Origin of the sequence: Pseudoalteromonas sp. OFAV1, assembly GCF_021532595.1 — a bacterium.
GTDB classification, from domain to species: Bacteria; Pseudomonadota; Gammaproteobacteria; order Enterobacterales; family Alteromonadaceae; genus Pseudoalteromonas; species Pseudoalteromonas lipolytica_C.
In genome coordinates, this window is the sequence record NZ_JAKGBG010000006.1 from 16,168 (window position 1) to 41,670 (window position 25,503).

Genomic DNA, 25,503 nt, shown 5'->3' on the forward strand with positions numbered 1-25,503 from the left:
CTTGGTTGGAGACTGCTACTTACTTGCTAACTCTTGAGTCACTTTATCAATGCCCACTTGGCTGATACGTTGAAGTACTTCTTTTTGCTTAGCACTTAATAAAGAAATACCTTCAGCAACAATATCGTATACCTTCCATTGCTTGTCTTTACCTTGGCGAAGTTTAAAGTGTAAATCAATAGTCGGCGCATTATCATCAATGATCTGAGTTTTTACCGTTGCATATCCGTCATCTATCAACTGTGATGGATCGAACACTACTTTTTGCCCAGTGTATTTCATCAATGCACCCGCATAAGTTACTGTTAAGTAATGCTCTACAGCTGCGATAAAATCGATTGCTTGCTCACGGCGCAACCCTTTTATGTGTTTACCCAACAACTTATATGATACGAACTTGGTATCCATATGGGGCAGCAAACGTTTTTCAACAATACTAGCCATTGCCTCAGTGCTAGCGTCACCTTTGGAGTTTACATTAGCAATATCAACAAATAAGTCTGCTGTGACTGTCTCTAACAATTGCTTTGGCGAACGGTCTTCGCTAGCAAACACGCTTGTAGTAAGTAACGTTGCAATTAGCAAAAGTGAGTTAACTAATTTGGTCATCATCGTATTCGCTTGTGATTGAAAATTTCCGCCAATATACCGATATTGAAACCACAAAAAAAGAAACAATACGTCAACGTTTTAATGCCAAATTGGCATCAATCGGTTTTTACCAAGTTTTTCAATGAATTGCTTAAAAAAGCGAGAATATGCACAAGTTCTGTGTGTTTACGCACATTGAAAAAGCAATGTCACCACCCCTATCTACTTGCTCAAAGTCATAGTAAGAATTACCGATATGAAATTAACACACTCACTAAAAGCGCTTGCATTAAGCACAGCATTACTATTAGCACCATCGATTGATGCCGCCCAAAATCATGGCTATGCCATTGATTACATTCAAGGTGAAGGTGATGTGAAAGGGTTAAAACTTGCCTATCAATACCATTTACCAAACGAAAAACTGCCTTTTGAACATGCTCGGGTATACTTCGAATCAAGCTTTAATGTTTGGCAGTATGGCAAAGACAACAGACATCAAACGAATATCGTGTTAGCTATTTCTCCAGTGATCCAATACCCGGCGTTTAATGTGAAAAACATACCTGTTCATGTGGAGTTTGGTATTGGGGTTTCACTGTTGGATGACACCCATTTTGCAGGCAAAAATGTTAGTACTCACTACCAGTTTGAGGACAGATTAGGATTAGTAGCAGACCTAGGAAACAACACAAGCTTAGCACTCAGGTATTTACACTATTCCAACGCCGGATTTAAAAGCCCTAACCCTGGACTTGATTTTATTTCACTGTCTTATGCCAAACGATTTTAAGTGCTACTATTGTGCTGCATATATTTACAGGATTTCAAGATGGAAACATGGCAAATTATAGGCATTTTTGTTGCAGTATTTGGTGTAGTAATTGGGAACCTTATGTTGCTAAAACATGCTGCGAAAATGGACTTCAAGGTACCTAAAGATGACACTGGTAAAGATAAAAAAAGCCCTGATGAATAATCAGGGCTTTTTTAAAAAGGCTTAGCTTATTTATACTAGCCAATGCGCCATTAAGACAATAACCGGTAATGTCACTAAGGTTCTCAAAATAAAGATGAAGAATAGCTCAATAATATTTACCGGAATTTTACTTCCTAAAAGCAAAGCACCGACTTCAGACATATAAATCAATTGGGTTACACTCATTGCTGCAATAATAAAACGTGTAACGTCACTTTCGATACTACCTGCAGCAAGAATTGATGGAATAAACATATCTGCAAAACCAACCATAATAGTTTGTGCTGCAGCTTCGGCTTCAGGTACTTGAAGAAGCTCTAAAAATGGTACAAATGGTTTACCCATATACTCAAATATTGGCGTGTATTCAGCAATGATCAGAGCAAATGTGCCCACCGCCATAACCACAGGTAATACTGCGAATACCATATCAAATGCGTTGTGAAGACCTTCTTTAATTGTACCTACAAATCCCGGCGCAGTGCGCGCTTTAGCAAATGCGACATCTAACGAATGCGAAATTAAGGTTTTACCTTCAGGTACCAACTCAGCATCTTTATCGGGCTCGCTACCATCAAAATATAAATCTTTCTTAAACCGTAATGGTGGTAAACGAGGCACAATTAGTGCTGCCACTAAACCGGCTAAACACACAGTTAAATAAAACGGTGCAAATAAGTGCTCAAGCTTTACTTGACCAATAACAACTAAACAAAAGGTAATTGATACAGCTGAGAAAGTGGTACCAATAATGGCAGCTTCGCGTTGTGTATAGTGTTTATCTTCATACTGACGAGCGGTCATCAAAATACCCACACTACCGTCACCTAACCAAGATGCCACACAGTTGACTGCACTTCGACCTGGCACACCAAAAAGTGGGCGCATAACTTTAGTTAATAAGGTACCCACTAGCTCAAGTAGACCGAAGTTTAATAATAACGGTAATAATAATCCCGCTAAAACAAACACAGAAAACAACACGGGCAATAAGTCGTTTAACACCAATGCACCGGTATTACTGGAAATAATCATTTCTGGCCCTTGTTTTGTATAAGTCAGAATAATAAATACCATACCCAGTAATCGAACACTCAGCCAAAGCCAACTAACATCAAATAAATGTTTAATTATAAAGTACTTAAGTAATGGCTGTGGTTTAAACAACTTTATCACTAAAGATAAAATACCGGTGATACAAACAATACTGGTAATCAAACCCAGTGCAAAAGGTGCAATCCATTGTTGCACTGCTTTTGCCATAACAGCAATTGGGATGGTCATTGCTTCACCTATGGGTACCGGCGTCATGAATAAGAAGACACCTATAAGTGAAGGAACGAAAAAGGTGAACAAGGTTCGCATGTCGATGCGATTTGTTGCGTTTAAGTTAGACATATTTTCAACCTGTAGAAACCACAAAAAGAGCGGCTAGGCTCTTTTTGTGGTGGTTTAATTTTTTTAATTATTAAATATTAATTCCACGCTGACGCAGCGCGTTTTCTAATGCTTGTTGTAAGTCATTCATTGTACCAGGCTCTAGCGTAGCACCTTGCGAGTCCATCCACGTTAAACTTGTACCACCATCATTAGTGCGGCTAACGAGAATTTGGTACTGGCCATCTTCAATTGGTAACTCAGCAACTTCTTCGCCCCAAATTGAATCCCAAACACTTGACTCTGGCTTTTTATAATCAGCAGTGATCAAACCACGCTCTTGGTCAATCTCAACAATTGTGAAAGATAAACGCTCTAAGAAACCAGAAAAACGATCGAATACCATGCTGTATTCTTGCTCAGTTACAAGCGCAGCGTTGCCTTTGTTATCAAAGCCCATTTCAAGAGAAATAATGCCTTGTTGCTTACGCATTTCCACTTCTAACTGACGGTAGCGGTAATCAAACTCAGCAATAATCTGGTTAAGAGCACGCACTTCTAGTTGTTGCTGTAAAAGTGGCGTCAATTGTTGCGAACCGCTTTTATAATCAACAAGTTTTGAGGTTAAAGAAGCTGTACGTTGATGCGACTTCTCTTCTATTGTAAATAAAAAGCGTTGTTGAGATACTTCTTTTTCACTTTCCCAAAACCAACCATCTTCAGGTTTAATAATTGTATACCAGCCTGTTTCGATGCTATTTGTTGCTTTGTCAGCTTTTTCTACAGAAGTGTTTTTCTCTGCTAATACCGCTTTTATAGAGTCCCAAATGAATGTATCTAGATCTTCAATACCATCATTTTTATCAAAATAAACCCGAGCTAATTTATCACCTTCTTCCACCCAAGTTCCTTGCGCGATGGTAATAACCTGTGCTGGCGGACGATAATTTTTTGCTTCAGGGTTGTTGTCGTATTGTGCAACATCCATTTTGTAAGTCGGATCTTGAGTCGGTTGCGCAAGGCCTGCTGGCGCTTTGACCGGTTCATTTGCACGATAATTACGCTTGTGGTGTGCTTCATCAGTGAACACACTGCATCCTGTTAAACTTACCATTACGCTTACAGCAAGCGCCTTTGAGATCCAATACTGCACAGATATTTCTCCTTAGCAAACCCTTAATTTTTTAACAAATATATGAGTGGGTAATGCCGATTTGGTTCACTGTAAAATCATTTATAACTTTACATTTATTGTTTTTATGCAAATAACCCGAGCAATTTGGGTTAACGCGTCATGTATATGTTTACTTATCGCCTTGCAAAATTTTAACTATGGTACTTTCTGATGCCCCTAAAAACAAGAAAGAGCACACTTTATTAACGGCTTAATTAATCGCAGCTACCGTTAACGATGTTAATTATGGTAAACTTCGCCGCCGTGCAGTATTAAACTCACGTGAAATCAAGGCTTATTGGCTTATACCCATTGGTATTATTTAATTACTAGGTACTTAAAATTCCATGACTGCTTTTTCAAATCATCAGATAGTGCTCACAGCGATTGGCGAAGACAGGCCCGGTATCGTTAGCGAATTAACTCAGCTAGTGAGTGATTGTCATTGCAATATTATTGACAGTCGCATTGCTATCTTGGGTAATGAATTTACTTTTATTATGTTATTAGCAGGCGATATGTCTGCAATTAGCCGAATCGAGCATACCTTGCCTACAAAAGGAATGGAACTTGGTTTATTAACCATGATGAAACGCACAGCAAGTCATATTGCATGTGAATTTTGTGCCGGATACACCCTTGAATATACGGGTATCGACACTCCGGGTACATTAAGCAAAGTTACTCGTTTTTTTGCTGACAACAACATCAGCATTTGTTCACTTAAGTCAGACACTTATGAAGAAGACAATGAACTAAAAATGCGCTGTGAACTAGAGTTTAATATCCCTGTCGACGTTGATATTGATAATTTTAAAGTGAGCTTTGAAGATCTTTCTCGTAGTTTGAACGTAGATTATATCTTTAGACGCATTCGTTAAGGAGCACAGTATGAAGAAAATTAATCCTCTACAAGCAGGTGACACAGCCCCTGCTTTTAGTCTACAAAATCAAAACGATGAAACAATCGTGTTAGCCGATTTATTAAAAGAGCTGCAAGTACTGGTTTATTTTTATCCGAAAGCATCAACACCAGGTTGTACTGTACAAGCAGAGAACTTACGTGACGAAAAAGCTGAGCTTGCTAAATTTAACACCCGTATCGTTGGTATAAGTCCAGACCCGATCAAGCGTTTAAAAAACTTTGAAACCAAAAAAGAGCTGAACTTTGATTTATTAGCTGATGAAGATCATGCCATAGCAGATGCTTTTGGTATTTGGGGCTATAAGAAGTTTATGGGTAAAGAATACGAAGGAATTCATCGTATTAGCTTCCTTGTAGGTCAAGACGGTAAAATCAAACACGTGTTTGATAAGTTCAAAACCAAAGACCATCATCAGGTTGTTTTAGATTATCTCGCGCAAAACTAATTTTTAAACAAAAAGCGTTACTTTTGGTAACGCTTTTTGCTAAAAATACTATCTTCACGTACAAAAAACCCAGCAATCGAGCTAGGTTTGTAATTTTAAAGCAGCAAAACAGATTATTAATCCATGATGTCTTCAGGCATATCGCCACGAATTTGCTGCCAAATCTCACCTGTTTGATGACCATATTTACGCATCATCGAAATTGCACCATCATGTTCACGTCGCTCAGCAAGTTCTGTTAGGTCTTTATAGAACTGACGTGCTAATTCGCGTGTACGTGAGTCAGAGAAGTAGTGACAGCCAATTTTAGAGTAAAAACCTTTAAAGCCATTTAGTATCAACACGTAAATACGGTTATTACCAGCCACAGCAAGCTCATGGTGAACTTTGTAATCATAATCAGCAAATGCCTGAGCGCTGTCTTCTAGCTCTTCGCTCTGCGAAAGAATTTCAATTACACGCTCAGGTGCTAATTTAATAGCTGCACGCGTGTAAATAGCACTGATATTGGTTCGTGCCGAAAGAAGTTGATCGGTAAGCTCTGGCATTTTATCTTCATCAAGACGTGCGAGTGTCTCTAAGATATTAAGACCAGACGTCTCCCAGAAATTATTAACACGTGTTGGTTTACCGTGTTGGATCGTTAGCCAGCCATCACGCGCTAAACGCTGAAGTACTTCACGTAAGGTTGTACGTGTTACACCAATCAGCTCTGACAATTCACGTTCTGCCGGAAGAATCGATCCCGGCGGAAAGTCACCATTCCAAATAGATTCAACAATGTATTCTTCAGCAAAACCTGCTGGGCTTTTCGCTTTAAAAATTCTCATTCATTTTCCACTTGAGTTAGCAACTTTTATTATCGCAATGTGCGAACAACCCACTGATTGTACCAGATGATCCGCAACTAACAAGTAAACTAAGTCCGGTGTGCATAAAAATCTATTATTTATAGCTAAATAAAAGCCCTTTCGGCCCAATAAGACACCAAAAGAATAATACTTTAAGTATAGTAAATATACCTAGTTAACAATTCAAATAAGCTCTAAGCTTAGTTAACTTGAAATAACAACAAGCACAAATAATAAGGTACAGCGATGCAGCAGCGGATTTTACCAGCGATCTTTAAAAATTTTTTGGGGACCTCGCCTCAATGGTATAAATACACCATTGTCGCCTTTTTACTAATAAACCCTATATTATTTCAACTTAACCCCTATCTTGCGGGTTGGGTTTTAGTGTTAGAGTTTATTTTTACTCTTGCTATGGCTTTAAAGTGTTACCCTCTTCAGCCTGGAGGCTTACTTGCCATTGAAGCCATGTTCATTGGGATGACGTCGGCTGGGCAAGTTGAGCATGAAATAGTACAAAATATTGATGTTATTTTGCTGCTTATCTTTATGGTGGCAGGTATTTACTTTATGAAAGACTTGCTTCTGTATATCTTCACAAAGCTTGTTGTTTCAGTGCGAAGTAAAACTGTATTGTCGCTGTCGTTCACGATTGCTGCAGCTTTTTTGTCTGCTTTCTTAGATGCGCTAACTGTTATGGCTGTTGTCATTGCTGTAGCGATGGGTTTTTACAGCATTTATCATAAAGTTGCTTCGGGAAAGGACTCGAGTAGTGAACATGATATTAATGATGATAATCAAGTACGCCCGGTCAATCGTCAAGAGCTTGAAGAATTCCGTGCTTTTCTCCGTAACTTATTAATGCATGCTTCTATAGGCACAGCTTTAGGAGGAGTGTGTACGATGGTAGGCGAACCACAAAACTTAATTATTGCTGAGCGAGCTGGCTGGCTATTCGGCGAGTTTTTCTTTCGCATGTTACCAATCACCCTGCCGGTTATGATTGCGGGTATATCCACAACTATTTTATTGGAAAAAACCAAAGCGTTTGGTTACGGTGCGAAACTGCCCGCCCCGATTCACACTATTTTATCTGATCATGCGAAGAAGCTTGAGAAAAAACGCACAACACGCGATAAGGTAAACCTAGCTATTCAAGCTGTTATTGCAGTTTGGCTTATCATTGGCCTTGCTTTACACCTTGCCACTGTTGGTCTAATTGGCTTGTCTGTGATTATTTTTGCCACAGCCAGTGCAGGAATTATAGAAGAGCATCAACTTGGCAAAGCCTTTGAAGAAGCATTGCCATTTACTGCTTTGTTGTGCGTATTCTTTTCTATTGTTGCCGTCATCATTGACCAACATTTATTTACCCCCGTAATTGCTTGGGTTCTGACCTTTGAAGGCCAATTGCAACTTGTTATGTTTTTTATTGCCAACGGTATTCTGTCGATGGTCAGTGATAATGTGTTTGTGGGTACTGTTTATATAAATGAAGTTGCAGCTGCACTCGAAGCTGGTCAAATTACTCGTGACCAGTTTGATTTATTAGCTGTAGCAATTAATACCGGTACCAACCTTCCAAGTGTTGCCACACCAAATGGACAAGCTGCGTTCTTATTCTTACTTACTTCAACGTTAGCCCCTGTGTTGAGGCTATCTTATGGGCGCATGGTTTATATGGCGCTACCTTATACCATAGTGTTGACAGTTGTCGGTTTAAGCATGACCTTATTCAGCCTTTCTGATATGACTGATTTACTGTATCAATGGGGTCTAATTAATCACCACACAGGTGCTTTACCAGGCTCCTTAGGTGGCCATTAGGGCAATTATTGCCAACAACACATTTGAAACTAAAAAGCCCGCTTGATGCGGGCTTTTGGTTTAATTAAACAAAATTATTAATCTAACACTTTCGCATCGTTTGCTTTATTAAGTAAGCTACGGCTTTGTGTTAAGAAATGTGCAGTTGCATCAGAGAAATATTCTTTTGCGTTAGCAAAGGCATTTATTAATGACTCTTTATCACCAGCTTTTAGCTTCTCAAGAGTGTCTGCAAAGGTGTCTTGATAACTCGCAAGTAACGGCTCTACATCATCAAATTGCGCCAGCATGATGTCAGAGTACAACTCTGGTGACTGGGCAAATAAACGCCCTACCATCATTAACTCTAACTGATAAATAGGTGAAGAGCAGCTACGTAGCTCTGCTAAAGTATGGCTTTGTTTAGCTAAGAATTGTCCGTACACAAACGTTGTTAAGTGGCGCATTACTTGGATGATTTGCATCGCTTCATCATGCTTTTTGGCATCCATTTCAACTACTTGACAACCCCAGATCTGTAATTGTGCCATTAGCCCTTTTGCTACTTCATGATTTCGCCCTTCACACACTACGACCGTTTGTTTTACCCAGTGCGAAATATCTGGACCAAACATTGGGTGTAAACCCACCACAGGGCCGCTGTGAGCCGCCATGAGGGCTTTTAAAGGCTTTTGTTTAACTGAGGTAATATCAACTAATAAACAGTCATCATCGAGTGTTGGTAATGCAGCAACGACTTGCTCAAGTGCATTAATTGGCACACTTACAAGTACAAGTTTTGCACCAGCTAATATCGCTTCGCTGTCGGCTTGTTGCTCTTTATCTAAAATTCGTACATCGTATCCTGAGCGAATGAATTGTTGTGCAAACAATTGACCCATCGCACCTTGCCCACCGACAATCACAATAGGAGATAACTGAGGAGCTGAACAAGCCAAACTCCCTTGTTGATTTTGATATGCTTCACGCATCATACGACGCAGAATATCTTCAACTAACTCAGGGTTAACCCCTTGTGCAATCGCTTCTTGTCTTCGCGCTTCAAGTAAATCAGCTTCGCGATCCGGCGCATGCAAAGGGGCGCCAATTTGCTGCTTAATTGCACCAATTTTAGCCGTTATACTGTTTCTTTTTGCCAACAAGGAAACTAACTGCGCATCGCATTCGTCAATTCCTGTCCTTAATTCATCAAGCTCATTCACTGTTACCACGTTAATACACCTCAAACCCAAAAACGTACAAAAATATATACAAAAAAGTAAAGCTTTCAATACGAATTATAGTAACAGGATAAACAGCAAAGCACAAAGCCCTAACACTTCTACACGGCTTGAATCACAAGGGAATATTTAAATTAGAAAGAGATATTAAGAAGTGCTGACAACTAAATTTGAAAGTCGTACCTAGATATTTTTTGCTATAAAAACCAAAACGGGTTGCAACCTAAGGCTGCAACCCGTTTTATTTTGCGTTGTAAAACAGCGCGTATTAGTTAAGTTTTTCTCTAATACGTGCAGATTTACCAGAACGCTCACGTAGATAGTAAAGTTTCGCACGGCGAACAGCACCGCGACGTTTAACTGAGATACTATCGATAAGAGGGCTGTGCGTTTGGAATACACGCTCAACACCTTCACCGCTCGAAATTTTACGAACTGTGAATGCTGAGTGAAGACCACGATTACGCTTAGCGATTACAACACCTTCAAAGGCCTGTAGACGCTCTTTGTTACCTTCTTTTACACGTACCTGTACAACAACTGTATCACCAGCGCCGAATGCTGGTACGTCTGATTTAAGCTGCTCTTCTTCAAGCGCTTTAATAATATTTTGGTTTACTTTTGCCATTATATTTCTCACTTTCCTAGGTGTAACTGTCTTCTAGCCACAAGCTTGTTGGTACTCTTGCTGGAACTCAGCAAGAAGTGCCGCTTGCTCCTCAGTCAGAGCTAGGTTATGCAACAAGTCAGGACGACGTAGCCAAGTTCTGCCAAGTGATTGTTTTAAACGCCACTTTGCAATTTCTTGGTGGTTACCACTGAGTAATACAGCGGGAACCTGCTTATCATCCAATGTCTCTGGCCGTGTATAATGAGGACAATCAAGCAAGCCATCCGAAAATGAATCTTGCTCAGCTGACTGGTTATGCCCTAACACCCCTGGTACTAATCGTGCTACTGCATCAATTAGCGTCATAGCGGGTAGTTCACCACCACTTAATATAAAATCGCCTATTGACCATTCTTCGTCAACGTACGACTCTATAATTCGCTCGTCTATACCTTCATAGCGACCGGCAATTAGAATCAACTTATCTGAGTTGGCAAGCTCGCTTGCCCCTTGTTGATCTAATTTGCGCCCTTGCGGGGACATATAAATTACTTTTGCACCATCACCTGCCGCTTTTTTTGCGTCAAGAATGGCTTGTTTCAATGGTTCAACCATCATTAACATGCCTGGACCACCGCCATAAGGGCGATCATCCACGGTCCTATGCTTATCAGTTGCATAGTCACGTGGGTTCCAGCAATTAAAGTCGATTAGACCATTTTTAACTGCACGACCTGTAACCCCTTGGGTAGTTATCGCATCAAACATGTCCGGGAAAAGGCTAATCACCCCTACCCATAGTGAACTTGTTTGTGACATTAAAACCCTGGATCCCAGTCTACGGTAATTTCTCTTGCATCATGTTTAACTTCTTTGATAACAGAGTCTGTTAAAAAAGGAATCAAACGTTCTGCTTGGCCAAATGCATCTTTTTTGTTTGCTTTCACAACCAAAACATCATTTGACCCTGTCTCCATTAGGTCATCAACAATGCCTAAGTCGTAGCCTTTATCGGTTACAACTGACATGCCGATGAGATCTCGCCAATAGAATTCACCTTGCGGTAATTCTGGAAGCTGCGCTGCATCCACGGAAATTTCTACATTGGTCAAAGCCATTGCTTCGTCTCTGTCGTTTACTTGCGCAACTTTAGCGATAAAGCCTTTGTTGTGGCGACGCCAGTCGACCACTTCTAAGGTCTGCCATTTACCTTGTTGCCCTATCAACCATGGGCTGAAATCGAAGATCCCTTCGGGATCATCAGTAAATGAATGCACCTTAAGCCAGCCCTTTATACCATACGGGGCACCGAGCTTTCCTACTGTAATATACGAGGTGTTCTCTTGACTCATGGTTACTCTTACGCCTATTAAGCCGCTTTACGAGCGTCTTTAACTAATTTAGCTACGCGATCTGAAAGAGATGCACCTTGACCTACCCAGTGTTCAACACGAGATAAATCTAAACGTACTTTTTCTTCCTGACCAGAAGCGATTGGGTTAAAGAAACCTACTTTCTCGATGAAGCGACCGTCACGCGAGAAACGGCTATCCGCAACCACAATTTGATAGAAAGGGCGTTTTTTAGCGCCACCACGTTGCAAACGAATAGTTACCATACCGTCCTCTACATTAGATTGACTGTTTTCATTAATAAGATTTACTCCCCAGTACGGGAAGCTGGGGAATTGTACGAGTTTTTTGCAACATTGCAAGTAAGAACTGCTGCAAAATGTAAGTTTAGTTGATTAAACACTGATCTGGGCTTTAAATCTTACACTCAGCTAACAACTACGCATAATTTATCTACAAAAAAAGGAGCTATATGCCCCTTTTTTGTACACGCTTTATAATAAGCTCAATTAAAATTTAGGACCGCCACCCATCATACCCGGTGGTAACATACCTTTCATACCGCGCATCATTTTCTTCATGCCGCCCTTGCCTTTCATCTTCTTCATCATTTTTTGCATTTGCGTAAATTGCTTAAGCAGTTTATTGATCTCTTGTACTTGGGTACCAGAACCAGCAGCAATACGTTTTTTACGAGAGCCTTTAATGATTTCAGGACGTGCACGTTCTTTTGGTGTCATTGAGTTAATGATCGCTTCCATTTGCACGAAAGTTTTATCGCCCATTTGACCTTTTACAGCATCTGGAAGGTTTTGCATGCCCGGCAGCTTATCAAGCATCGACATCATGCCGCCCATGTTCTTCATCTGACGAAGTTGCTCTGCAAAGTCATCTAATGTGAAACCGTCGCCTTTAAATACTTTCTCGGCAACTTTAGCAGCTTTCTCTTTATCTACTTTCATCTCGACTTCTTCGATTAATGAAAGTACATCACCCATACCTAGGATACGAGAAGCAATACGGTCAGGGTGGAATGGCTCAAGTGCATCTGTACGCTCACCCACACCCATAAACTTAATTGGTTTACCGGTAATATGACGAATCGATAAGGCAGCACCACCACGAGCATCACCATCGGTCTTGGTTAAGATCACACCACTTAAAGGCAGTGCTTCATCAAATGCTTTTGCTGTATTTGCCGCATCTTGACCTGTCATCGCGTCAACCACGAATAAGGTTTCGATTGGATTAATGGCACTATGAAGTGCTTTGATCTCGTCCATCATGTCGTTATCGACGTGTAAACGACCCGCGGTATCGACTAATACCACATCAATGAATTTCTTCTTCGCGTGCGAAATAGCGCTGTTGGCAATATCTACAGGCTTTTGTGAAATGTCGCTTGGGAAGAACTCAACACCCACTTCATCAGCCAGTGTTTCAAGCTGTTTGATTGCTGCCGGACGATAAACGTCGGCACTCACAACTAATACAGATTTCTTTTTACGCTCTTTTAAGAATTTAGCTAGTTTACCAACACTGGTTGTTTTACCCGCACCTTGCAAACCTGCCATCATCACTACTGCTGGCGGCTGTGCATTAAGGCTAAGCTCTTCGTTGGCTTCGCCCATGGCTTTTTCAAGTTCTTCACGAACAATCTTAATAAAGACTTGGCCTGGGCTTAAGCTTTTCGTTACTTCAACACCAACGGCACGTTCTTTAACTTGCTTAACGAACTCACGAACAACAGGTAAGGCAACGTCCGCTTCCAAAAATGCCATGCGGACTTCGCGTAATGTATCTTTAATATTGTCTTCAGTTAGGCGTCCGCGGCCACTGATATTTTTTAAGGTTTTACCTAAGCGTTCTTGGAGATTCTCAAACATGTAAAGTTTCCGATAAAACGAGTTTCACCTAAATTGCTTGTAAAACGTACAGTTTATTCGGCAATAAAGGCAATATTAAAATTTAATTCCTAGCAGTATACCGTAAATGATGGCCGACAATACAGTATTCAAGTGCGCTGTTTGAGTTTCTTTTTACAAACTCTATGCTTTTGCCTTGCTATAAAATACAATGGCATCAATGAGACAAGGATTTATCGAATAAATTAAGTGGCCATAATACGATGATTATTAGTTTAACAATTATTGCTAGTTTGTTTTATGTGTTAGCGACATCGCATGTGCTTTCACGCCTTTTTCACAAACAAGGTCCAAGCCAGAAACTCACCGTGATTTTGAGCACCGTTGCTATTCTTGCTCATATGCTACTGCTGGTGAATTCTGTTTTTCGCGCTGATGGCCAAGACCTAAGCATTGTAAACGTTGCCTTATTGACCTGCTGGGTTATTGTGGTGTCGGTTACGGCCGTGTCACTTAAATTTCCTGCGACCCTTTTGTTACCTGTAGTCTACGGTTTTGCAGCCATACTAACGCTCGCCAGCTTATTTATTCCACATCACGTTATTTTACAATCAATAAATGTTGAGCTCGGCTTGGTAACACATATTTCGTTATCTCTATTAGCTTACTGTGTACTAATCATCGCCACTTTATATGCTGTGCAGTTTTATTTTATCGACAAGCGTTTAAAACGCAAAGACTTGGCGATTGTACATAGCCATCTTCCGCCATTAATGGTGGTTGAGCGTCAGCTGTACCAATTACTGACGTTAGGTACTATCTTACTTACCTTTGCACTGCTTTCTGGGTTTATCTTCTTAGAGGGAATGTTTGCAAGTGAGTTTATCCATAAAACAGTGTTATCGTTAGTAGCCTGGTTGATTTTTACTGTGGTCACTGTTGGACATTTGCGTAAAGGCTGGCGTGGTAAGCCTGTTGTGTTTTCGATCATGATAGCCGCATTTGTCTTGTCACTTGCTTATTTTGGCAGCCGTTTCATTCAAGAAGTGATTCTAAATAAGTTTTAACTTGACTCAGCAAGCTGTCTCTAGCTTAATATGCACTGATTTATAAAAAAAGGATCCATCGTTGGACGACATATCGACTAGTACCCTGTTTATTGTATTGGGATTATTGATACTTATTTCTGCTTATTTTTCTGGTTCTGAAACTGGGATTATGTCAATTAACCGCATTCGCCTGCGTCATCTTGCTAAAGAAGATCACCGTGCAGCGAAGCGCGTCAGCAAACTGTTAAGTCGCCCTGACAGACTTATTGGTCTGATCTTGATTGGTAACAACTTAGTTAATATTGCCGCAGCACAGGTTGCAACAATCATTGGTATTCGCCTGTATGGTGATCTTGGTATCGCAATTGCTACCGGTGCACTAACGCTGGTTGTTTTAATCTTTGCCGAAGTAACACCAAAGACACTTGCCGCGCTTTATCCAGAGAAAGTCGCTTTTCCAAGCTCAATCGTGCTCAAAGGGCTGTTAAAAATACTTTTCCCATTTGTGGTTATCGTTAACTGGATGACCAACGGCATGTTGCGTTTGTTTGGTATTACCACAGCACAAATTGAAGAACATAGCCTAAGTAAAGAAGAATTAAAAACCGTGGTGAACGAATCAGGTGCTCTTTTACCTGCCCGCCACCAAAGCATGCTAACTTCAATTTTAGATTTAGAACAAGTTACGGTTGAAGATATCATGATCCCACGCAACGAAATCGTTGCGATTGATATTAATGACGATTGGAAACTTATCAGCCGCCAGCTTACTCATGCACAGCACACACGCGTACTGTTATATCGTGACCAAATTGATGATGCTGTTGGCTTTATTCACTCACGTGATGCACTGCGCCTATTAACTAAAGAACAATTTGATAAACCGTCATTGTTACGTGCAGTTCGTGAAATTTACTTCATTCCTGAAGGCACATCACTAAACACGCAACTACTTAAGTTCCAGCAATCGAAAGAGCGTATTGGTTTAGTGGTTGATGAATATGGCGATATTCAAGGCTTAGTAACACTTGAAGATATCTTAGAAGAAGTAGTGGGTGATTTCACAACAACGCAAACGCGTACACCAAGTGAGGAAGTCACCGAGCAAGATGATGGCTCAGTACTTGTAGATGGCGGTGCTAATATTCGCGATTTAAATAAAGAAATGGGTTGGGAGCTACCAATTGATGGCCCGAAGACCCTAAGTGGTTTAATAGTTGAATATTTAGAAGATATCCCAGACTCAAACCTCAGTTTGCGTATTGCTGGCTATCCAATCGAAGTTCTCGAAGTTAAAGAAAACATGGTTAAACTTGTTAAAGTACTGCCAAGTAAGCGTACTACTTAATCATCATTAATTTTCAACAAAAAGGAGTGGTCATCCACTCCTTTTTTGTATCTAAATTCTTATTTCCTTTCTGAAGTTTCATATTTACAACGTACGCTCCCGCAAACCGCTAGTGTTTCGGCTACTATTAGTAGCTATTTAACTGCCGCATTTAATAAGGAGCAATCATGGACGAAATATCGATCGAAAACATTTATAATCAAGCAATTGAGCTACTGCTACTCTATGGACCTAAATTCATTCTCGCTATTGTTGTTCTAATAGTTGGGTGGTGGCTCATCGGTCGTATCTCAAATATGGCCGAAAAATCAATGACCAAGGTTAAGTTTGAAGTGGGACTTACACACTTTTTGGTGTCATTTATTTCGGTCATTTTAAAAGTACTTCTGCTGATTTCAGTTGCGTCAATGATAGGAATTGAAACGACTTCATTTATTGCAATGCTTGGTGCAGCCGGTTTGGCCGTTGGTATGGCCTTACAAGGCAGTCTTGCTAACTTTGCAGGTGGTGTGCTTATCCTGTTCTTTAAGCCTTTTAAAGTGGGTGATGTTATTGAAGCCCAAGGCTATATGGGCACAGTAGTTGAAATTCAAATTTTTGTTACCGTTTTACTTACCTATGATAATGAAAAAATTATTATTCCTAATGGCACTCTTTCAAATGGTTGCGTTAAGAATAAGTTCTCAGAGCCATTACACCGGGTTGCGATTGAATTTGGTATCAGCTACGGCGATGACGTACATAAAGCCCGTGATGTGTTAATGAAGGTATTAAATGACTATGATCTAGTTTTGAAAAATATCGAAGAGAAAAAGCCGGTTGTACATGTCAGTCAACATGGTGAGAGCCATATTGGTATGCTCGTTTGGGCTTGGGTTGAAACAGACAATTATTGGCCGGTCTATTTTGGTTTATACGAACGTGTGAAAATAGCATTTGATGCTGAAGATATTACCATTCCGTTCCCACAACGCGATGTGCATATACACCAGTTCCCTGGTAAATAACCATTAAAAAGCCCGCATATTGATGCGGGCTTTTTAATATGAAAACCTTAACTAAATAAGCGTTCAAACCAGTTTTTATCTAGATCAGCTTCGCACTTTTTAAGTTGTGCGCCATACCGGCTAGCTCGGTGTTTTACTTTATTGGCAACACTCATCAACCACTTTTTACTTTTATAAGTACCGCGTTTATAGCCGCCCCACCCTTCATGGTAATTCAAGTACTGCGCGTAGGCGTCCCATTTTGATATTCCGTTTACTTTATGAGTTTTATAAACAAACCAAGCCATAAAGTCTATCGCATCATCAAAATCGTCTCTGTCTGCCCCACTATTACCAGTTTCGCGAATGTAATCTGACCAAGTTGGCGTTTTTGCTTGCGAGTATCCATACGCTGAACTGGCTCGGCCAATAGGAATGACCCATAAGAAATATTCCATAGGTGGCGCTGCATCATGGCGAAATGAGCTTTCTTGATACATCATACTCATGAGTACGTGTTTAGGTGAGCCCCACTTTTCTTGCGCATCACGCGCATCGTAGTACCAGTCAGGCTTTTCCTCAAAAATCTTACAAATATCATGAGGTTGCTCTGGAGGAGCCGTTGCGCAACCCGCCATTAAAGCGGCCAGCGATAAAATAATTAAACTTTTTTTCATTTTTTTATGTATCTCGCTGAACTTTTTCTCATCAGGTCAGTCTGAACTTATGAATGCAGCAGTATAGCATTGTTTCATCCCTGAAGAATCTTTGACGCAGCCTCCCTAGGCTGCGTTTTTTTATGTACTCACCTTACTAAGCTTTAGCAAAATAATCATCTAAAAACGCAGTAAAAGATAGCTTGTCAGCTGCTTTTACTTCTCGCTCTTTAAGCACTGAATCAGATGCCTGTTTAGTCAAAAATGCATGATCATAAAATTGATAATCAGCCTCGACATGGTTTTGCTTGTATTTTTGCGCAAGTGTTAAGGCAAAAAGACCATTATCTTGATTTTCTTTTGCAAGTGCACTGACATACCGACCAGAGAAAGTTTTATTAGGGTTTTTGACCCAACTTGCAAGCTCTGCGATTGTTTCGCTGTAATAGCTCACACTATATGCGTTATCCATATAGTTAGCCACAGCAGCTAGATTAGTAAATATAGATTCAGCCCAGTCAACAAGCAGAACCTTTTCACCTTGCTTATTCAACGTAAGCTCAGGGTCTCGGCCTTCATTTACAACCGCATCAAGGTTAGCTGTACTTAACTTTTGTTCCTGCCAATCCATTTCTGGAGACTCAGACAATAAACAATAGGTCAAAAATACGTCTAAAAAGCGAATTTGCTGTAAATCAATACCGGTTTCACTGAATGGGTTAACATCTAGCGCGCGTACTTCTATATACTCGATCCCACCTCGTAATAAGGCATCAGTAGGTGTTTCTCCTGAGGCAGCATTACGTTTAGGACGTATCGGTGAGTAAAATTCATTTTCAATTTGTAGAATATTTTTGTTCAGTTGTTTTGGCTGCTCACTACGGTAGTCATCAAGGTGGCCATATAGGTCTGATGGCGTATGAATCGCTTCTTTTAAACCTGCTACATATTCTTCTAATGAATTGTACATAACTCGTAAAGACGATTGTGCGCTATTAGTATAACCAAGGTTGCCTAATCGCAGTGCCGTACCGACTTCTAAATAAAGTGTGCCTTTACCTAGTTTCTTAAACGGTAAGTCTGTTTGACGACCCTGCAAGAAAGAATTACACAACGCAGGCGAAGCGCCAAATAAGAAACTAATTAACCATAACTCGCGCTTAAAGTTGCGAATGAGCCCTAAGTAACCATTCGAAATTGAATCTGCAAGTGTGTCTTGGCTGCCGTTTAAACTATACAGGCTTTGCCATAAGCTTTCAGGAAAGGAAATATTGAAATGAACACCCGCAATCGCTTGCATCATACTACCATAGCGATTTTTCAACCCTTCTCGGTAAAGAGTTTTCATACGGCCGATATTTGAATCACCAAACTGAGCTAGTACGATATCATCTTGGTGCTCAATAAAGCATGGCATACTAATCGGCCACAGTAGTTCGTCACCCATTTGAGATAAGGTGAACTTTTGTAAGTCTTTAAGTTGAGCTAGGGTTTCCTCGGCTGAGGTGCTCACTGGAGTAATAAATTCTAATAACGATTCTGAAAAGTCAGTGGTGACATGATCATTAGTTAAAGCGCTACCAACGCCTTGTGGATGACCTTGCCCTGAGATAACACCATTTGGTTTGATCCTTAATGCTTCTCGCTCGATACCACGTTTAATCCCATTAATTGCGTTAGGAAATTGTGCCGTTAACGCTTCTAGCGTTTTATTTAAATCATGTTTTATCAAAAATGCTTCCTCGAGCCGCGTGGCTGTAATCCTAAGGGTATGGGGGCAAAAAATAATTACTCAAGTGCGAAAAATAACATTCAATTACCACCTCACCACTTGAAGCACAATCTTGCCATTGTGAATAGCATTATACAATTGCTTTAGTGGCACTTAATTAATGCTAAATCTATTCATCTGTATAATTTTTATCACTAACTTGTGAACATTAGACCTTTTGCCTAATATGAAAAGGTGAGGCTAAACACAATAATTCTCGCAAGATATTGTTTTAGATCAAGGGAAAGGTGAAATTTTTAAAACTTTAACAGTTATCAATATGTTCCCCCTTCCCTTACATTTTTCTGAGACTATAATCCGCACACCATAAAAAAGTACATTTCAAGGACTCATATGCGTCGTGGGCAAGAAATAATCAATCAAGAAGTGACATACTCCGAACATCAAGAGCTTGTCTCTACAACAGATTTACGCGGCATCATCACATACGTAAATAAGGAATTTTGTACCATTGCTGGTTATACCGAAGAGGAGTTACTCGGGAAAAACCACAATATAGTACGCCACCCTGATATGCCAAAAGCGGCATTTAAAGAGATGTGGGAAAAACTAAAGCAAGGCCATTCATGGCGTGGCATGGTAAAAAACCTCTGTAAAGATGGTCGCTACTATTGGGTTGATGCGTTTGTTACACCTATATACGAACACGGTCAGCTCGTTGGCTATCAGTCAGTGCGAACAAAACCATCTGAACAGTTAAAAACTCGTGCAATGGCGCTTTACACTAAAATTAATAACGGCAAGTCTGTCGCGTCATTTCGTGAGAATATTTCGCTAAGACAAACATTTTCTACGGTATTATTAGTTGCTGGCATTGTTGCTTTGGCGCTTACTACGTCATGGATTGTTGCCTTAGCTGCAGCTGCCCTCATTGCAGCACTTTTTGTACTCAATTATGACGAACTCATTGTAACGCCTAGCCATTTAAAACAGCAGCGTGCTGAGTTTGACTCGGTATCTCGCTATGTGTATTCGGGCTCCCACCCATTTAGTATTGCGACTTATAATCAGCAAATGTTATTTGCTAAGCTACGAACCGTACTTGGCCGTGTTAAAGACTCTACTTACTCATTTAAAGATATTGCCACCAACCTAGATAAGCAATCATCACTAACAGAGCAAGGAATTGCAGCACAGGGTCATCGTTTAAGTGATATTGCTGCTGCGATGAGTCAGATGAGTACAACTATTGGTGAAATATCTGCAAACACTCACCACACTGCTGAGAAAGTCAATACAACGTACCAAAGCTGTAATGATATAAAACTTCATATTGAAGAAAATAGCTCTATGGTGTCTGATCTGGCTAACCAAGTTGAGCAAGCAGCGAGCACCGCTAACTCTCTTGCCAGCGAAGCAGACAAGATTGGCCAAGTAATGAGTGAGATTGAAGGTATTGCTGAACAAACAAATTTATTAGCGCTCAACGCAGCAATTGAAGCAGCTCGCGCTGGTGAACATGGTCGTGGTTTTGCGGTTGTAGCTGATGAGGTACGTGCGCTTTCATCACGCACTCAAAATGCTACATCACAAATTCACAGCTCAATAAAAGAAATTCAAGATACCTTGTTTAGCTGGTCGAAAGTAATGCAGTCAACTAAAACGCAAGCTGATAGTTGTGTTAATACAACGGCCCATACTAAAACTGAGTTAGCGAGTATTTTTGCGCAAATAAATGAAATTTCAGGTCTTGCTGCAGAAATTTCGACAGCAGCTGAAGAGCAACAAGTTGTGAGCGCTGATATTCGCGAAAATGTCGACAGCATCAAAGAACACAGTGAGGAAAACTTAAAACTTAGCTACAACGTCGCTAAAGACGCTGCAGGGCTGGTTGAAGGTTCACGCAAAGTAAATGATATGCTGTTAACGTTTAAAGTTTAAACTTAGTTAATACAAAAAAGCCGCATTGTATTAATGCGGCTTTTTGCTTTTAAAGCATATTAACGACTTGAGAAAACAAGGCCATTTTCATCGGCGTCAATATGAATAATGGCACCAGGTTGATAATCGCCCCCTAACAAGCGCTGTGCTAATGGGTTTTCAATGGTATGTTGAATAGCACGTTTTAGCGGTCTTGCACCATAAACAGGATCAAAGCCACTTTCAGCGATACGATCTAATGCTGCATCCGTTACTTCAAGAATGTAGCCTTTTTCTGTTAAGCGCTCGCGTAGCTTGCTTAATTGAATATCGGCGATTTCTTTAATATGCTCATTAGCAAGCGGATGGAATACCACAGTTTCGTCGATTCGGTTAATAAACTCAGGACGGAACTGACTCACCAATACGCCCATTACTTTTTCTTTTAACGTCGCATAATCATTTGAACCGGCTTGCTCTTGAATAATATCTGAGCCTAAGTTAGAGGTCATAATGATCACCGTATTTTTAAAATCAACGGTACGACCCTGACCATCCGTTAAGCGACCATCATCAAGTACTTGCAGCAAAATGTTAAATACATCTGGGTGCGCTTTTTCGACCTCATCCAATAAAATAACTGAATACGGACGACGGCGTACAGCTTCAGTTAAATAGCCACCCTCTTCGTAGCCGACATAACCTGGAGGCGCACCCACTAAACGTGCCACTGAGTGCTTCTCCATAAACTCTGACATATCAATGCGCACCATGGCATCTTCGGTGTCAAACATGAAGCTAGCAAGAGCTTTAGTCAGCTCTGTTTTACCCACCCCTGTTGGACCTAAAAATAAGAATGAACCGATTGGACGATTAGGATCAGCAAGTCCTGCGCGAGAGCGACGTATTGCATTAGCAACAGCCACAACAGCCTCATCTTGTCCAATCACTTTATGGTGTAACTGATCTTCCATTTGCAGTAACTTTTCACGCTCACCTTGCAACATTTTCGATACTGGAATACCTGTCCAACGCGATAAAATTTCCGCAATTTCATCCTCACCGACCTGATTTTTAAGCAAACTCATTTCTTGCATTTCGGCTTGTGAAGCAAGGTCTAGTTTGCGCTCAAGCTCAGGAATTCGACCATATTGCAGCTCAGACATGCGTTGTAAGTCGCTGGCACGACGTGCCACTTCTAAATCTAGACGCGCCTGTTCAAGCTCAGCTTTGATTACTTGCGTGCCTTGCAATGAGGCCTTCTCAGCATTCCACACTTCGTCTAATTCACGGTATTGAGCTTCAAGTTCAGTGATCAATTCTTGCATTTCGGTGCGGCGTTTTTGGCTCGCTTCATCTTTTTCTTTCGCCAACGCATTGTCTTCAAGCTTTAACTGAATAATACGTCGCTCAAGTTTATCTAAAGACTCTGGTTTTGAGTCAATTTGCAAACGAATTGAAGAACCCGCTTCATCAATTAAATCAATCGCCTTATCTGGTAATTGGCGATCGCTGATGTAACGATGCGACAGCTGCGCCGCAGCAACGATAGCGGGATCGGTAATATCAACTGAATGATGCAGCTCATAACGCTCCTTTAAACCACGTAAAATTGCGATGGTGTCTTCAACCGACGGTTCATCAACAAATACTTTTTGGAAGCGGCGTTCAAGTGCAGCATCTTTTTCGATGTATTGACGATACTCATCAAGTGTTGTGGCACCAACGCAATGTAACTCACCACGGGCAAGTGCAGGCTTTAACATATTACCCGCATCCATCGCGCCATCTGTTTTCCCAGCGCCTACCATAGTATGGATTTCATCGATAAAGAGGATGACTTGGCCTTCTTCTTTGGCAAGTTCATTCAAAACTGATTTTAAACGCTCTTCAAATTCACCACGGTATTTAGCACCGGCAACCAACGCACCTAAATCGAGCGATAATACTCGCTTGTTTTTTAAGCCCTCAGGTACTTCACCGTTGATAATTCGCTGCGCAAGACCTTCAGCAATCGCCGTTTTACCTACACCCGGCTCACCAATTAACACCGGATTATTTTTAGTGCGGCGTTGTAATACTTGAATAGTGCGACGAATTTCGTCATCACGGCCAATAACAGGGTCAAGCTTGCCTTGCTCTGCTCGCTCAGTTAAATCGATGGTGAACTTTTTTAATGCCTGACGGGTTTCTTCAGCATTGGGATCATCAACTTTTTGGCCACCACGAATAGCTTCGATTGCGGCTTCAATTTTGCTAGAAGTAATATTCAGTGCTTTGAAAATATCCCCGAGTGGACCTTTATCGTCACACGCAGCAAGGACAAATAACTCACTCGAAATGAATTTATCTTTGCGCTTTTGGGCATATTTGTCACACAAGTTGATTAACGAAATCAGGTTATTTGACAGCTGAACATCACCGCCAATACCTTCAACTTTAAACAGCTTCTCAATTTCTTGTGATAACTTGGTGTTTAACTCATCTGCACTGACGCCTGCTTGTGCAAGTAGCGCGCGCACACTTGAACCATTTTGCTGTAGCAATGAATACATTAAATGCACAGGCTCAATAAATTGATGGTCGCGCCCAAGTGCTAATGACTGCGCATCTGAAAGCGCAGATTGAAATTTACTTGTAAATCTATCTAAACGCATAAGGGTTTACCTATTAAAAAATCTAATTGCTTAATTAATGGGTATGCTTAGTGATTTGTTCAAGTAAAGAAGAAAATTTAATCGCAAAAAAGGCGTATTAATTGCGCCAGATCAAGCTAGCCATGCGGCCAGTTTGCCCGTCGCGGCGATAAGAGAAAAACTGTGATTTATCAGTGACGGTACAATGCTCACCACCGTAAACGTTTATTACACCTAATTGTGTTAATTGTTGACGTGCGAGCAGGTAAATATCCGCTAAATACTTATTGCCCTTAACTTTAAATGCTCTTTGATGCTCAGGATTCAATTCACAAAAGCATTCTTTTACTTCTGGGCCCACTTCAAATTGTGATGGGCCAATAGCAGGGCCAAGCCAAACAATTATCTCGCTTGGTTTTGCTTTAAAATGTGCCACTGTATTAGCTAAAATGCCCTGAGCTAAGCCTCGCCATCCGCCGTGTGCTGCAGCAACTTCATTACCCGAAGCCGAGCAAAATAGTACGGGTAAGCAATCTGCGGTCATTATCGCAAGCGGTTGTTTTACTGAACGAGTATAAAGTGCGTCAGCAGAGCGCAACTCACTTAGCTCAGACCTTTCATCAATCACCACCACTTCGCTGCTATGTGTTTGGTTCAACCACACAGCAGGGTTTGGCAGCTGATTTGTAAGTAACGCGCGATTTGCAAGTACGGCTTGCTCATCATCACCAACATGTAAACCCATATTAAAACTATCAAAGGGTGCAACGGATACACCGCCCTGTCGGGTGGTACTCAGTGCGCTAACAGTTTTTGGGGCTGTCCATGCTGGTGTGATCATAATGCTTAAAACTCGATATTTGGGTTTGCTTTAGTATCAGCACGAAGAGCTTCTGTCATCGCTGCCATATCATCTGGAATTGGCGCTTGCCATGTCATTAACTCACCCGTTATTGGATGCGCGATAGAAAGCTTAACTGCATGTAATGCTTGGCGTTTAAAGTCGCGTAACATTTGGAACAGTTCAGGTGTTGCGCCCTTAGGCGGACGCGGGCGACCACCATAAAGTTGATCGCCAACTAATGGGTGATTCAAATAAGCCATGTGCACACGAATTTGGTGAGTTCGACCTGTTTCTAAGCGTAAACGTAAGCGCGTGTGAGCACGGAATTTTTCTGCAACACGGTAGTGCGTTATCGCTGGTTTGCCCATTTCATGAACAGCCATATGAGTACGCTTTGTAGCATGACGGCCAATTGGTTTTTCAACCATACCACCTGCAGTCATAGTGCCATTACAAATTGCTTCGTATTCACGGGTGAAGTTTTCGCGCTTTTGCAATGCCGTCACTAAATGTGTTTGCGCGGGAATAGTTTTAGCAACCACCATTAAACCTGTGGTGTCTTTATCTAGACGATGAACAATACCGGCACGTGGCACATTGATAATGTCTGGGTAATGATGAAGTAAAGCATTTAAAACAGTACCATCAGGGTTACCTGCACCAGGGTGAACAACTAGCCCCATCGGTTTATTGATAACTAATATATCATCGTCTTCATAAACGATGTTTAATTTGATATTTTGTGCCTTATATTCTCGAGGAGCCTCAATGGTTGTTTCTACACTGACCATTTCGCCACCGAGTAATTTTTCGCGAGGCGTGTTCAATATTTCGCCGTTTACCGTGATTTTGTCATCCAAAATCCATGTTTTTATCCGTGAACGCGAATAATCAGGGAACAATTGCGCCAATACTTGGTCTAGACGTTTACCGCCAAGGTCTATTGGAACCTCGGCTTGGAGAGAAATTTGCTCTGACATTAGTAACTTTACCCAATTTACCAGTGCAAGCTGTGCTCGACTGGGTTAGAATCGCTTTATTAAGCATTGTATAATACGTATAGTTTACTCGGTTTTCCTCTGTTGGCCTAGCCGAAGACATCGAAGGTAATAAAT

The 25,503-nt window shown here is 40.9% G+C and carries 24 protein-coding genes; 9 read left to right on the top strand and 15 right to left on the bottom strand.

Annotated elements, in window-relative coordinates; translation table 11 throughout:
* Positions 1-15: 15 nt before the first annotated feature.
* Entirely contained in the window at positions 16-609 is a 594-nt protein-coding gene (locus tag L1267_RS05060) for an MlaC/ttg2D family ABC transporter substrate-binding protein (protein WP_235382321.1), read from the bottom strand.
* A 238-nt stretch (positions 610-847) separates the two neighbouring features.
* Here L1267_RS05060 and L1267_RS05065 point away from each other — a divergent pair, with 238 nt between their 5' ends.
* The gene (locus tag L1267_RS05065) at positions 848-1,384 is read left to right on the top strand and encodes an acyloxyacyl hydrolase (RefSeq protein ID WP_235382262.1); all 537 of its coding nucleotides are present in this window, start codon (positions 848-850) and stop codon (positions 1,382-1,384) included.
* A gap of 39 nt (positions 1,385-1,423) precedes the next feature.
* Positions 1,424-1,570 carry a DUF2897 family protein gene (locus tag L1267_RS05070; RefSeq protein ID WP_138556844.1) on the top strand — a complete coding sequence of 49 codons (147 nt, stop codon included), beginning with the start codon at positions 1,424-1,426 and terminating at the stop codon, positions 1,568-1,570.
* A 30-nt stretch (positions 1,571-1,600) separates the two neighbouring features.
* Here the strand turns inward: L1267_RS05070 and L1267_RS05075 are convergent, their stop codons facing one another.
* Entirely contained in the window at positions 1,601-2,968 is a 1,368-nt protein-coding gene (locus L1267_RS05075; protein WP_235382263.1) for a YjiH family protein, read from the bottom strand.
* Between the two features lie 70 nt (positions 2,969-3,038).
* A complete protein-coding gene (bamC, locus tag L1267_RS05080; RefSeq protein ID WP_135925523.1) occupies positions 3,039-4,100 on the bottom strand; it encodes an outer membrane protein assembly factor BamC in 1,062 nt (353 codons plus the stop codon).
* Positions 4,101-4,468: 368 nt separating this feature from the next.
* On the opposite strand from bamC, the gene L1267_RS05085 reads away from it, so the two are divergent.
* Both L1267_RS05085 and bcp read left to right on the top strand, forming a co-directional pair.
* Positions 4,469-5,002, top strand: a complete 534-nt coding sequence (locus tag L1267_RS05085) for a glycine cleavage system protein R (protein WP_135925526.1) — start codon at positions 4,469-4,471, stop codon at positions 5,000-5,002.
* 10 nt (positions 5,003-5,012) lie between these two features.
* Positions 5,013-5,492, top strand: coding sequence for a thioredoxin-dependent thiol peroxidase (gene bcp / locus L1267_RS05090; RefSeq protein ID WP_235382264.1), 480 nt, complete (start codon positions 5,013-5,015; stop codon positions 5,490-5,492).
* Between the two features lie 116 nt (positions 5,493-5,608).
* Here bcp and fadR read toward each other — a convergent pair whose 3' ends face one another.
* On the bottom strand, positions 5,609-6,322 hold the full coding sequence (gene fadR / locus L1267_RS05095) for a fatty acid metabolism transcriptional regulator FadR (protein ID WP_054561887.1): 714 nt from the start codon (positions 6,320-6,322) through the stop codon (positions 5,609-5,611).
* Positions 6,323-6,589: 267 nt separating this feature from the next.
* Here fadR and nhaB point away from each other — a divergent pair, with 267 nt between their 5' ends.
* Entirely contained in the window at positions 6,590-8,170 is a 1,581-nt protein-coding gene (gene nhaB, locus L1267_RS05100) for a sodium/proton antiporter NhaB (RefSeq protein WP_135925530.1), read from the top strand.
* Positions 8,171-8,247: 77 nt separating this feature from the next.
* On the opposite strand, the gene tyrA is transcribed toward nhaB, so the two are convergent.
* The 6 genes from tyrA to ffh all read right to left on the bottom strand — a co-directional run bounded on the left by tyrA (position 8,248) and on the right by ffh (position 13,238).
* Entirely contained in the window at positions 8,248-9,381 is a 1,134-nt protein-coding gene (tyrA, locus tag L1267_RS05105; protein ID WP_138556842.1) for a bifunctional chorismate mutase/prephenate dehydrogenase, read from the bottom strand.
* Positions 9,382-9,658: 277 nt separating this feature from the next.
* Positions 9,659-10,018 carry a 50S ribosomal protein L19 gene (rplS, locus tag L1267_RS05110; RefSeq protein ID WP_130051062.1) on the bottom strand — a complete coding sequence of 120 codons (360 nt, stop codon included), beginning with the start codon at positions 10,016-10,018 and terminating at the stop codon, positions 9,659-9,661.
* Positions 10,019-10,051: 33 nt separating this feature from the next.
* On the bottom strand, positions 10,052-10,819 hold the full coding sequence (gene trmD, locus L1267_RS05115; protein ID WP_135925535.1) for a tRNA (guanosine(37)-N1)-methyltransferase TrmD: 768 nt from the start codon (positions 10,817-10,819) through the stop codon (positions 10,052-10,054).
* Positions 10,819-11,352, bottom strand: a complete 534-nt coding sequence (gene rimM, locus L1267_RS05120) for a ribosome maturation factor RimM (RefSeq protein WP_235382265.1) — start codon at positions 11,350-11,352, stop codon at positions 10,819-10,821. The genes trmD and rimM overlap by 1 nt, the downstream gene beginning before the upstream one ends.
* 17 nt (positions 11,353-11,369) lie before the next feature.
* A complete protein-coding gene (gene rpsP / locus L1267_RS05125) occupies positions 11,370-11,618 on the bottom strand; it encodes a 30S ribosomal protein S16 (protein WP_036967110.1) in 249 nt (82 codons plus the stop codon).
* Positions 11,619-11,861: 243 nt separating this feature from the next.
* The gene (ffh, locus tag L1267_RS05130) at positions 11,862-13,238 is read right to left on the bottom strand and encodes a signal recognition particle protein (protein WP_135925540.1); all 1,377 of its coding nucleotides are present in this window, start codon (positions 13,236-13,238) and stop codon (positions 11,862-11,864) included.
* A gap of 242 nt (positions 13,239-13,480) precedes the next feature.
* On the opposite strand from ffh, the gene L1267_RS05135 reads away from it, so the two are divergent.
* The 3 genes from L1267_RS05135 (at position 13,481) to L1267_RS05145 (ending at position 16,621) form a co-directional block, all read left to right on the top strand.
* Positions 13,481-14,284, top strand: coding sequence for a cytochrome C assembly family protein (locus tag L1267_RS05135; protein WP_135925543.1), 804 nt, complete (start codon positions 13,481-13,483; stop codon positions 14,282-14,284).
* 61 nt (positions 14,285-14,345) lie between these two features.
* The gene (locus L1267_RS05140) at positions 14,346-15,614 is read left to right on the top strand and encodes an HlyC/CorC family transporter (protein ID WP_135925545.1); all 1,269 of its coding nucleotides are present in this window, start codon (positions 14,346-14,348) and stop codon (positions 15,612-15,614) included.
* Between the two features lie 167 nt (positions 15,615-15,781).
* Positions 15,782-16,621 (top strand): mechanosensitive ion channel family protein, encoded by an 840-nt coding sequence (locus tag L1267_RS05145; RefSeq protein ID WP_135925547.1) that lies wholly within the window; start codon positions 15,782-15,784, stop codon positions 16,619-16,621.
* Positions 16,622-16,668: 47 nt separating this feature from the next.
* Here the strand turns inward: L1267_RS05145 and L1267_RS05150 are convergent, their stop codons facing one another.
* Together L1267_RS05150 and gshA are read right to left on the bottom strand one after the other, a co-directional pair.
* The gene (locus tag L1267_RS05150) at positions 16,669-17,277 is read right to left on the bottom strand and encodes a transglycosylase SLT domain-containing protein (protein WP_135925550.1); all 609 of its coding nucleotides are present in this window, start codon (positions 17,275-17,277) and stop codon (positions 16,669-16,671) included.
* Between the two features lie 136 nt (positions 17,278-17,413).
* Positions 17,414-18,988, bottom strand: coding sequence for a glutamate--cysteine ligase (gene gshA, locus L1267_RS05155; RefSeq protein WP_235382266.1), 1,575 nt, complete (start codon positions 18,986-18,988; stop codon positions 17,414-17,416).
* A 393-nt stretch (positions 18,989-19,381) separates the two neighbouring features.
* Between gshA and L1267_RS05160 the strand changes: the two genes are divergently transcribed.
* Positions 19,382-20,929 (top strand): methyl-accepting chemotaxis protein, encoded by a 1,548-nt coding sequence (locus L1267_RS05160; protein ID WP_235382267.1) that lies wholly within the window; start codon positions 19,382-19,384, stop codon positions 20,927-20,929.
* Positions 20,930-20,988: 59 nt separating this feature from the next.
* On the opposite strand, the gene clpB is transcribed toward L1267_RS05160, so the two are convergent.
* The 3 genes from clpB to rluD form a co-directional block, all read right to left on the bottom strand.
* Positions 20,989-23,565, bottom strand: coding sequence for an ATP-dependent chaperone ClpB (gene clpB / locus L1267_RS05165; RefSeq protein ID WP_138556840.1), 2,577 nt, complete (start codon positions 23,563-23,565; stop codon positions 20,989-20,991).
* A 97-nt stretch (positions 23,566-23,662) separates the two neighbouring features.
* On the bottom strand, positions 23,663-24,385 hold the full coding sequence (gene pgeF / locus L1267_RS05170; RefSeq protein WP_235382268.1) for a peptidoglycan editing factor PgeF: 723 nt from the start codon (positions 24,383-24,385) through the stop codon (positions 23,663-23,665).
* Between the two features lie 5 nt (positions 24,386-24,390).
* Complete coding sequence (rluD, locus tag L1267_RS05175) at positions 24,391-25,368, bottom strand: 23S rRNA pseudouridine(1911/1915/1917) synthase RluD (RefSeq protein WP_135925561.1); 978 nt, start codon at positions 25,366-25,368, stop codon at positions 24,391-24,393.
* Positions 25,369-25,503: the final 135 nt, after the last annotated feature.

Excerpts from the sequence above, each read along its gene's own strand:
- clpB (WP_138556840.1), bottom strand. The coding sequence starts at position 23,565 with ATGCGTTTAGATAGATTTACAAGTAAATTTCAATCTGCGCTTTCAGAT.
- L1267_RS05065 (WP_235382262.1), top strand. The coding sequence starts at position 848 with ATGAAATTAACACACTCACTAAAAGCGCTTGCATTAAGCACAGCATTA.
- rluD (WP_135925561.1), bottom strand. The coding sequence starts at position 25,368 with ATGTCAGAGCAAATTTCTCTCCAAGCCGAGGTTCCAATAGACCTTGGC.
- fadR (WP_054561887.1), bottom strand. The coding sequence starts at position 6,322 with ATGAGAATTTTTAAAGCGAAAAGCCCAGCAGGTTTTGCTGAAGAATAC.
- L1267_RS05150 (WP_135925550.1), bottom strand. The coding sequence starts at position 17,277 with ATGAAAAAAAGTTTAATTATTTTATCGCTGGCCGCTTTAATGGCGGGT.
- rpsP (WP_036967110.1), bottom strand. The coding sequence starts at position 11,618 with ATGGTAACTATTCGTTTGCAACGTGGTGGCGCTAAAAAACGCCCTTTC.
- L1267_RS05060 (WP_235382321.1), bottom strand. The coding sequence starts at position 609 with ATGACCAAATTAGTTAACTCACTTTTGCTAATTGCAACGTTACTTACT.
- rimM (WP_235382265.1), bottom strand. The coding sequence starts at position 11,352 with ATGAGTCAAGAGAACACCTCGTATATTACAGTAGGAAAGCTCGGTGCC.
- L1267_RS05070 (WP_138556844.1), top strand. The coding sequence starts at position 1,424 with ATGGAAACATGGCAAATTATAGGCATTTTTGTTGCAGTATTTGGTGTA.
- L1267_RS05160 (WP_235382267.1), top strand. The coding sequence starts at position 19,382 with ATGCGTCGTGGGCAAGAAATAATCAATCAAGAAGTGACATACTCCGAA.
- bcp (WP_235382264.1), top strand. The coding sequence starts at position 5,013 with ATGAAGAAAATTAATCCTCTACAAGCAGGTGACACAGCCCCTGCTTTT.
- nhaB (WP_135925530.1), top strand. The coding sequence starts at position 6,590 with ATGCAGCAGCGGATTTTACCAGCGATCTTTAAAAATTTTTTGGGGACC.
- trmD (WP_135925535.1), bottom strand. The coding sequence starts at position 10,819 with ATGTCACAAACAAGTTCACTATGGGTAGGGGTGATTAGCCTTTTCCCG.
- pgeF (WP_235382268.1), bottom strand. The coding sequence starts at position 24,385 with ATGATCACACCAGCATGGACAGCCCCAAAAACTGTTAGCGCACTGAGT.
- L1267_RS05135 (WP_135925543.1), top strand. The coding sequence starts at position 13,481 with ATGATTATTAGTTTAACAATTATTGCTAGTTTGTTTTATGTGTTAGCG.
- ffh (WP_135925540.1), bottom strand. The coding sequence starts at position 13,238 with ATGTTTGAGAATCTCCAAGAACGCTTAGGTAAAACCTTAAAAAATATC.
- L1267_RS05085 (WP_135925526.1), top strand. The coding sequence starts at position 4,469 with ATGACTGCTTTTTCAAATCATCAGATAGTGCTCACAGCGATTGGCGAA.
- rplS (WP_130051062.1), bottom strand. The coding sequence starts at position 10,018 with ATGGCAAAAGTAAACCAAAATATTATTAAAGCGCTTGAAGAAGAGCAG.
- L1267_RS05145 (WP_135925547.1), top strand. The coding sequence starts at position 15,782 with ATGGACGAAATATCGATCGAAAACATTTATAATCAAGCAATTGAGCTA.
- L1267_RS05075 (WP_235382263.1), bottom strand. The coding sequence starts at position 2,968 with ATGTCTAACTTAAACGCAACAAATCGCATCGACATGCGAACCTTGTTC.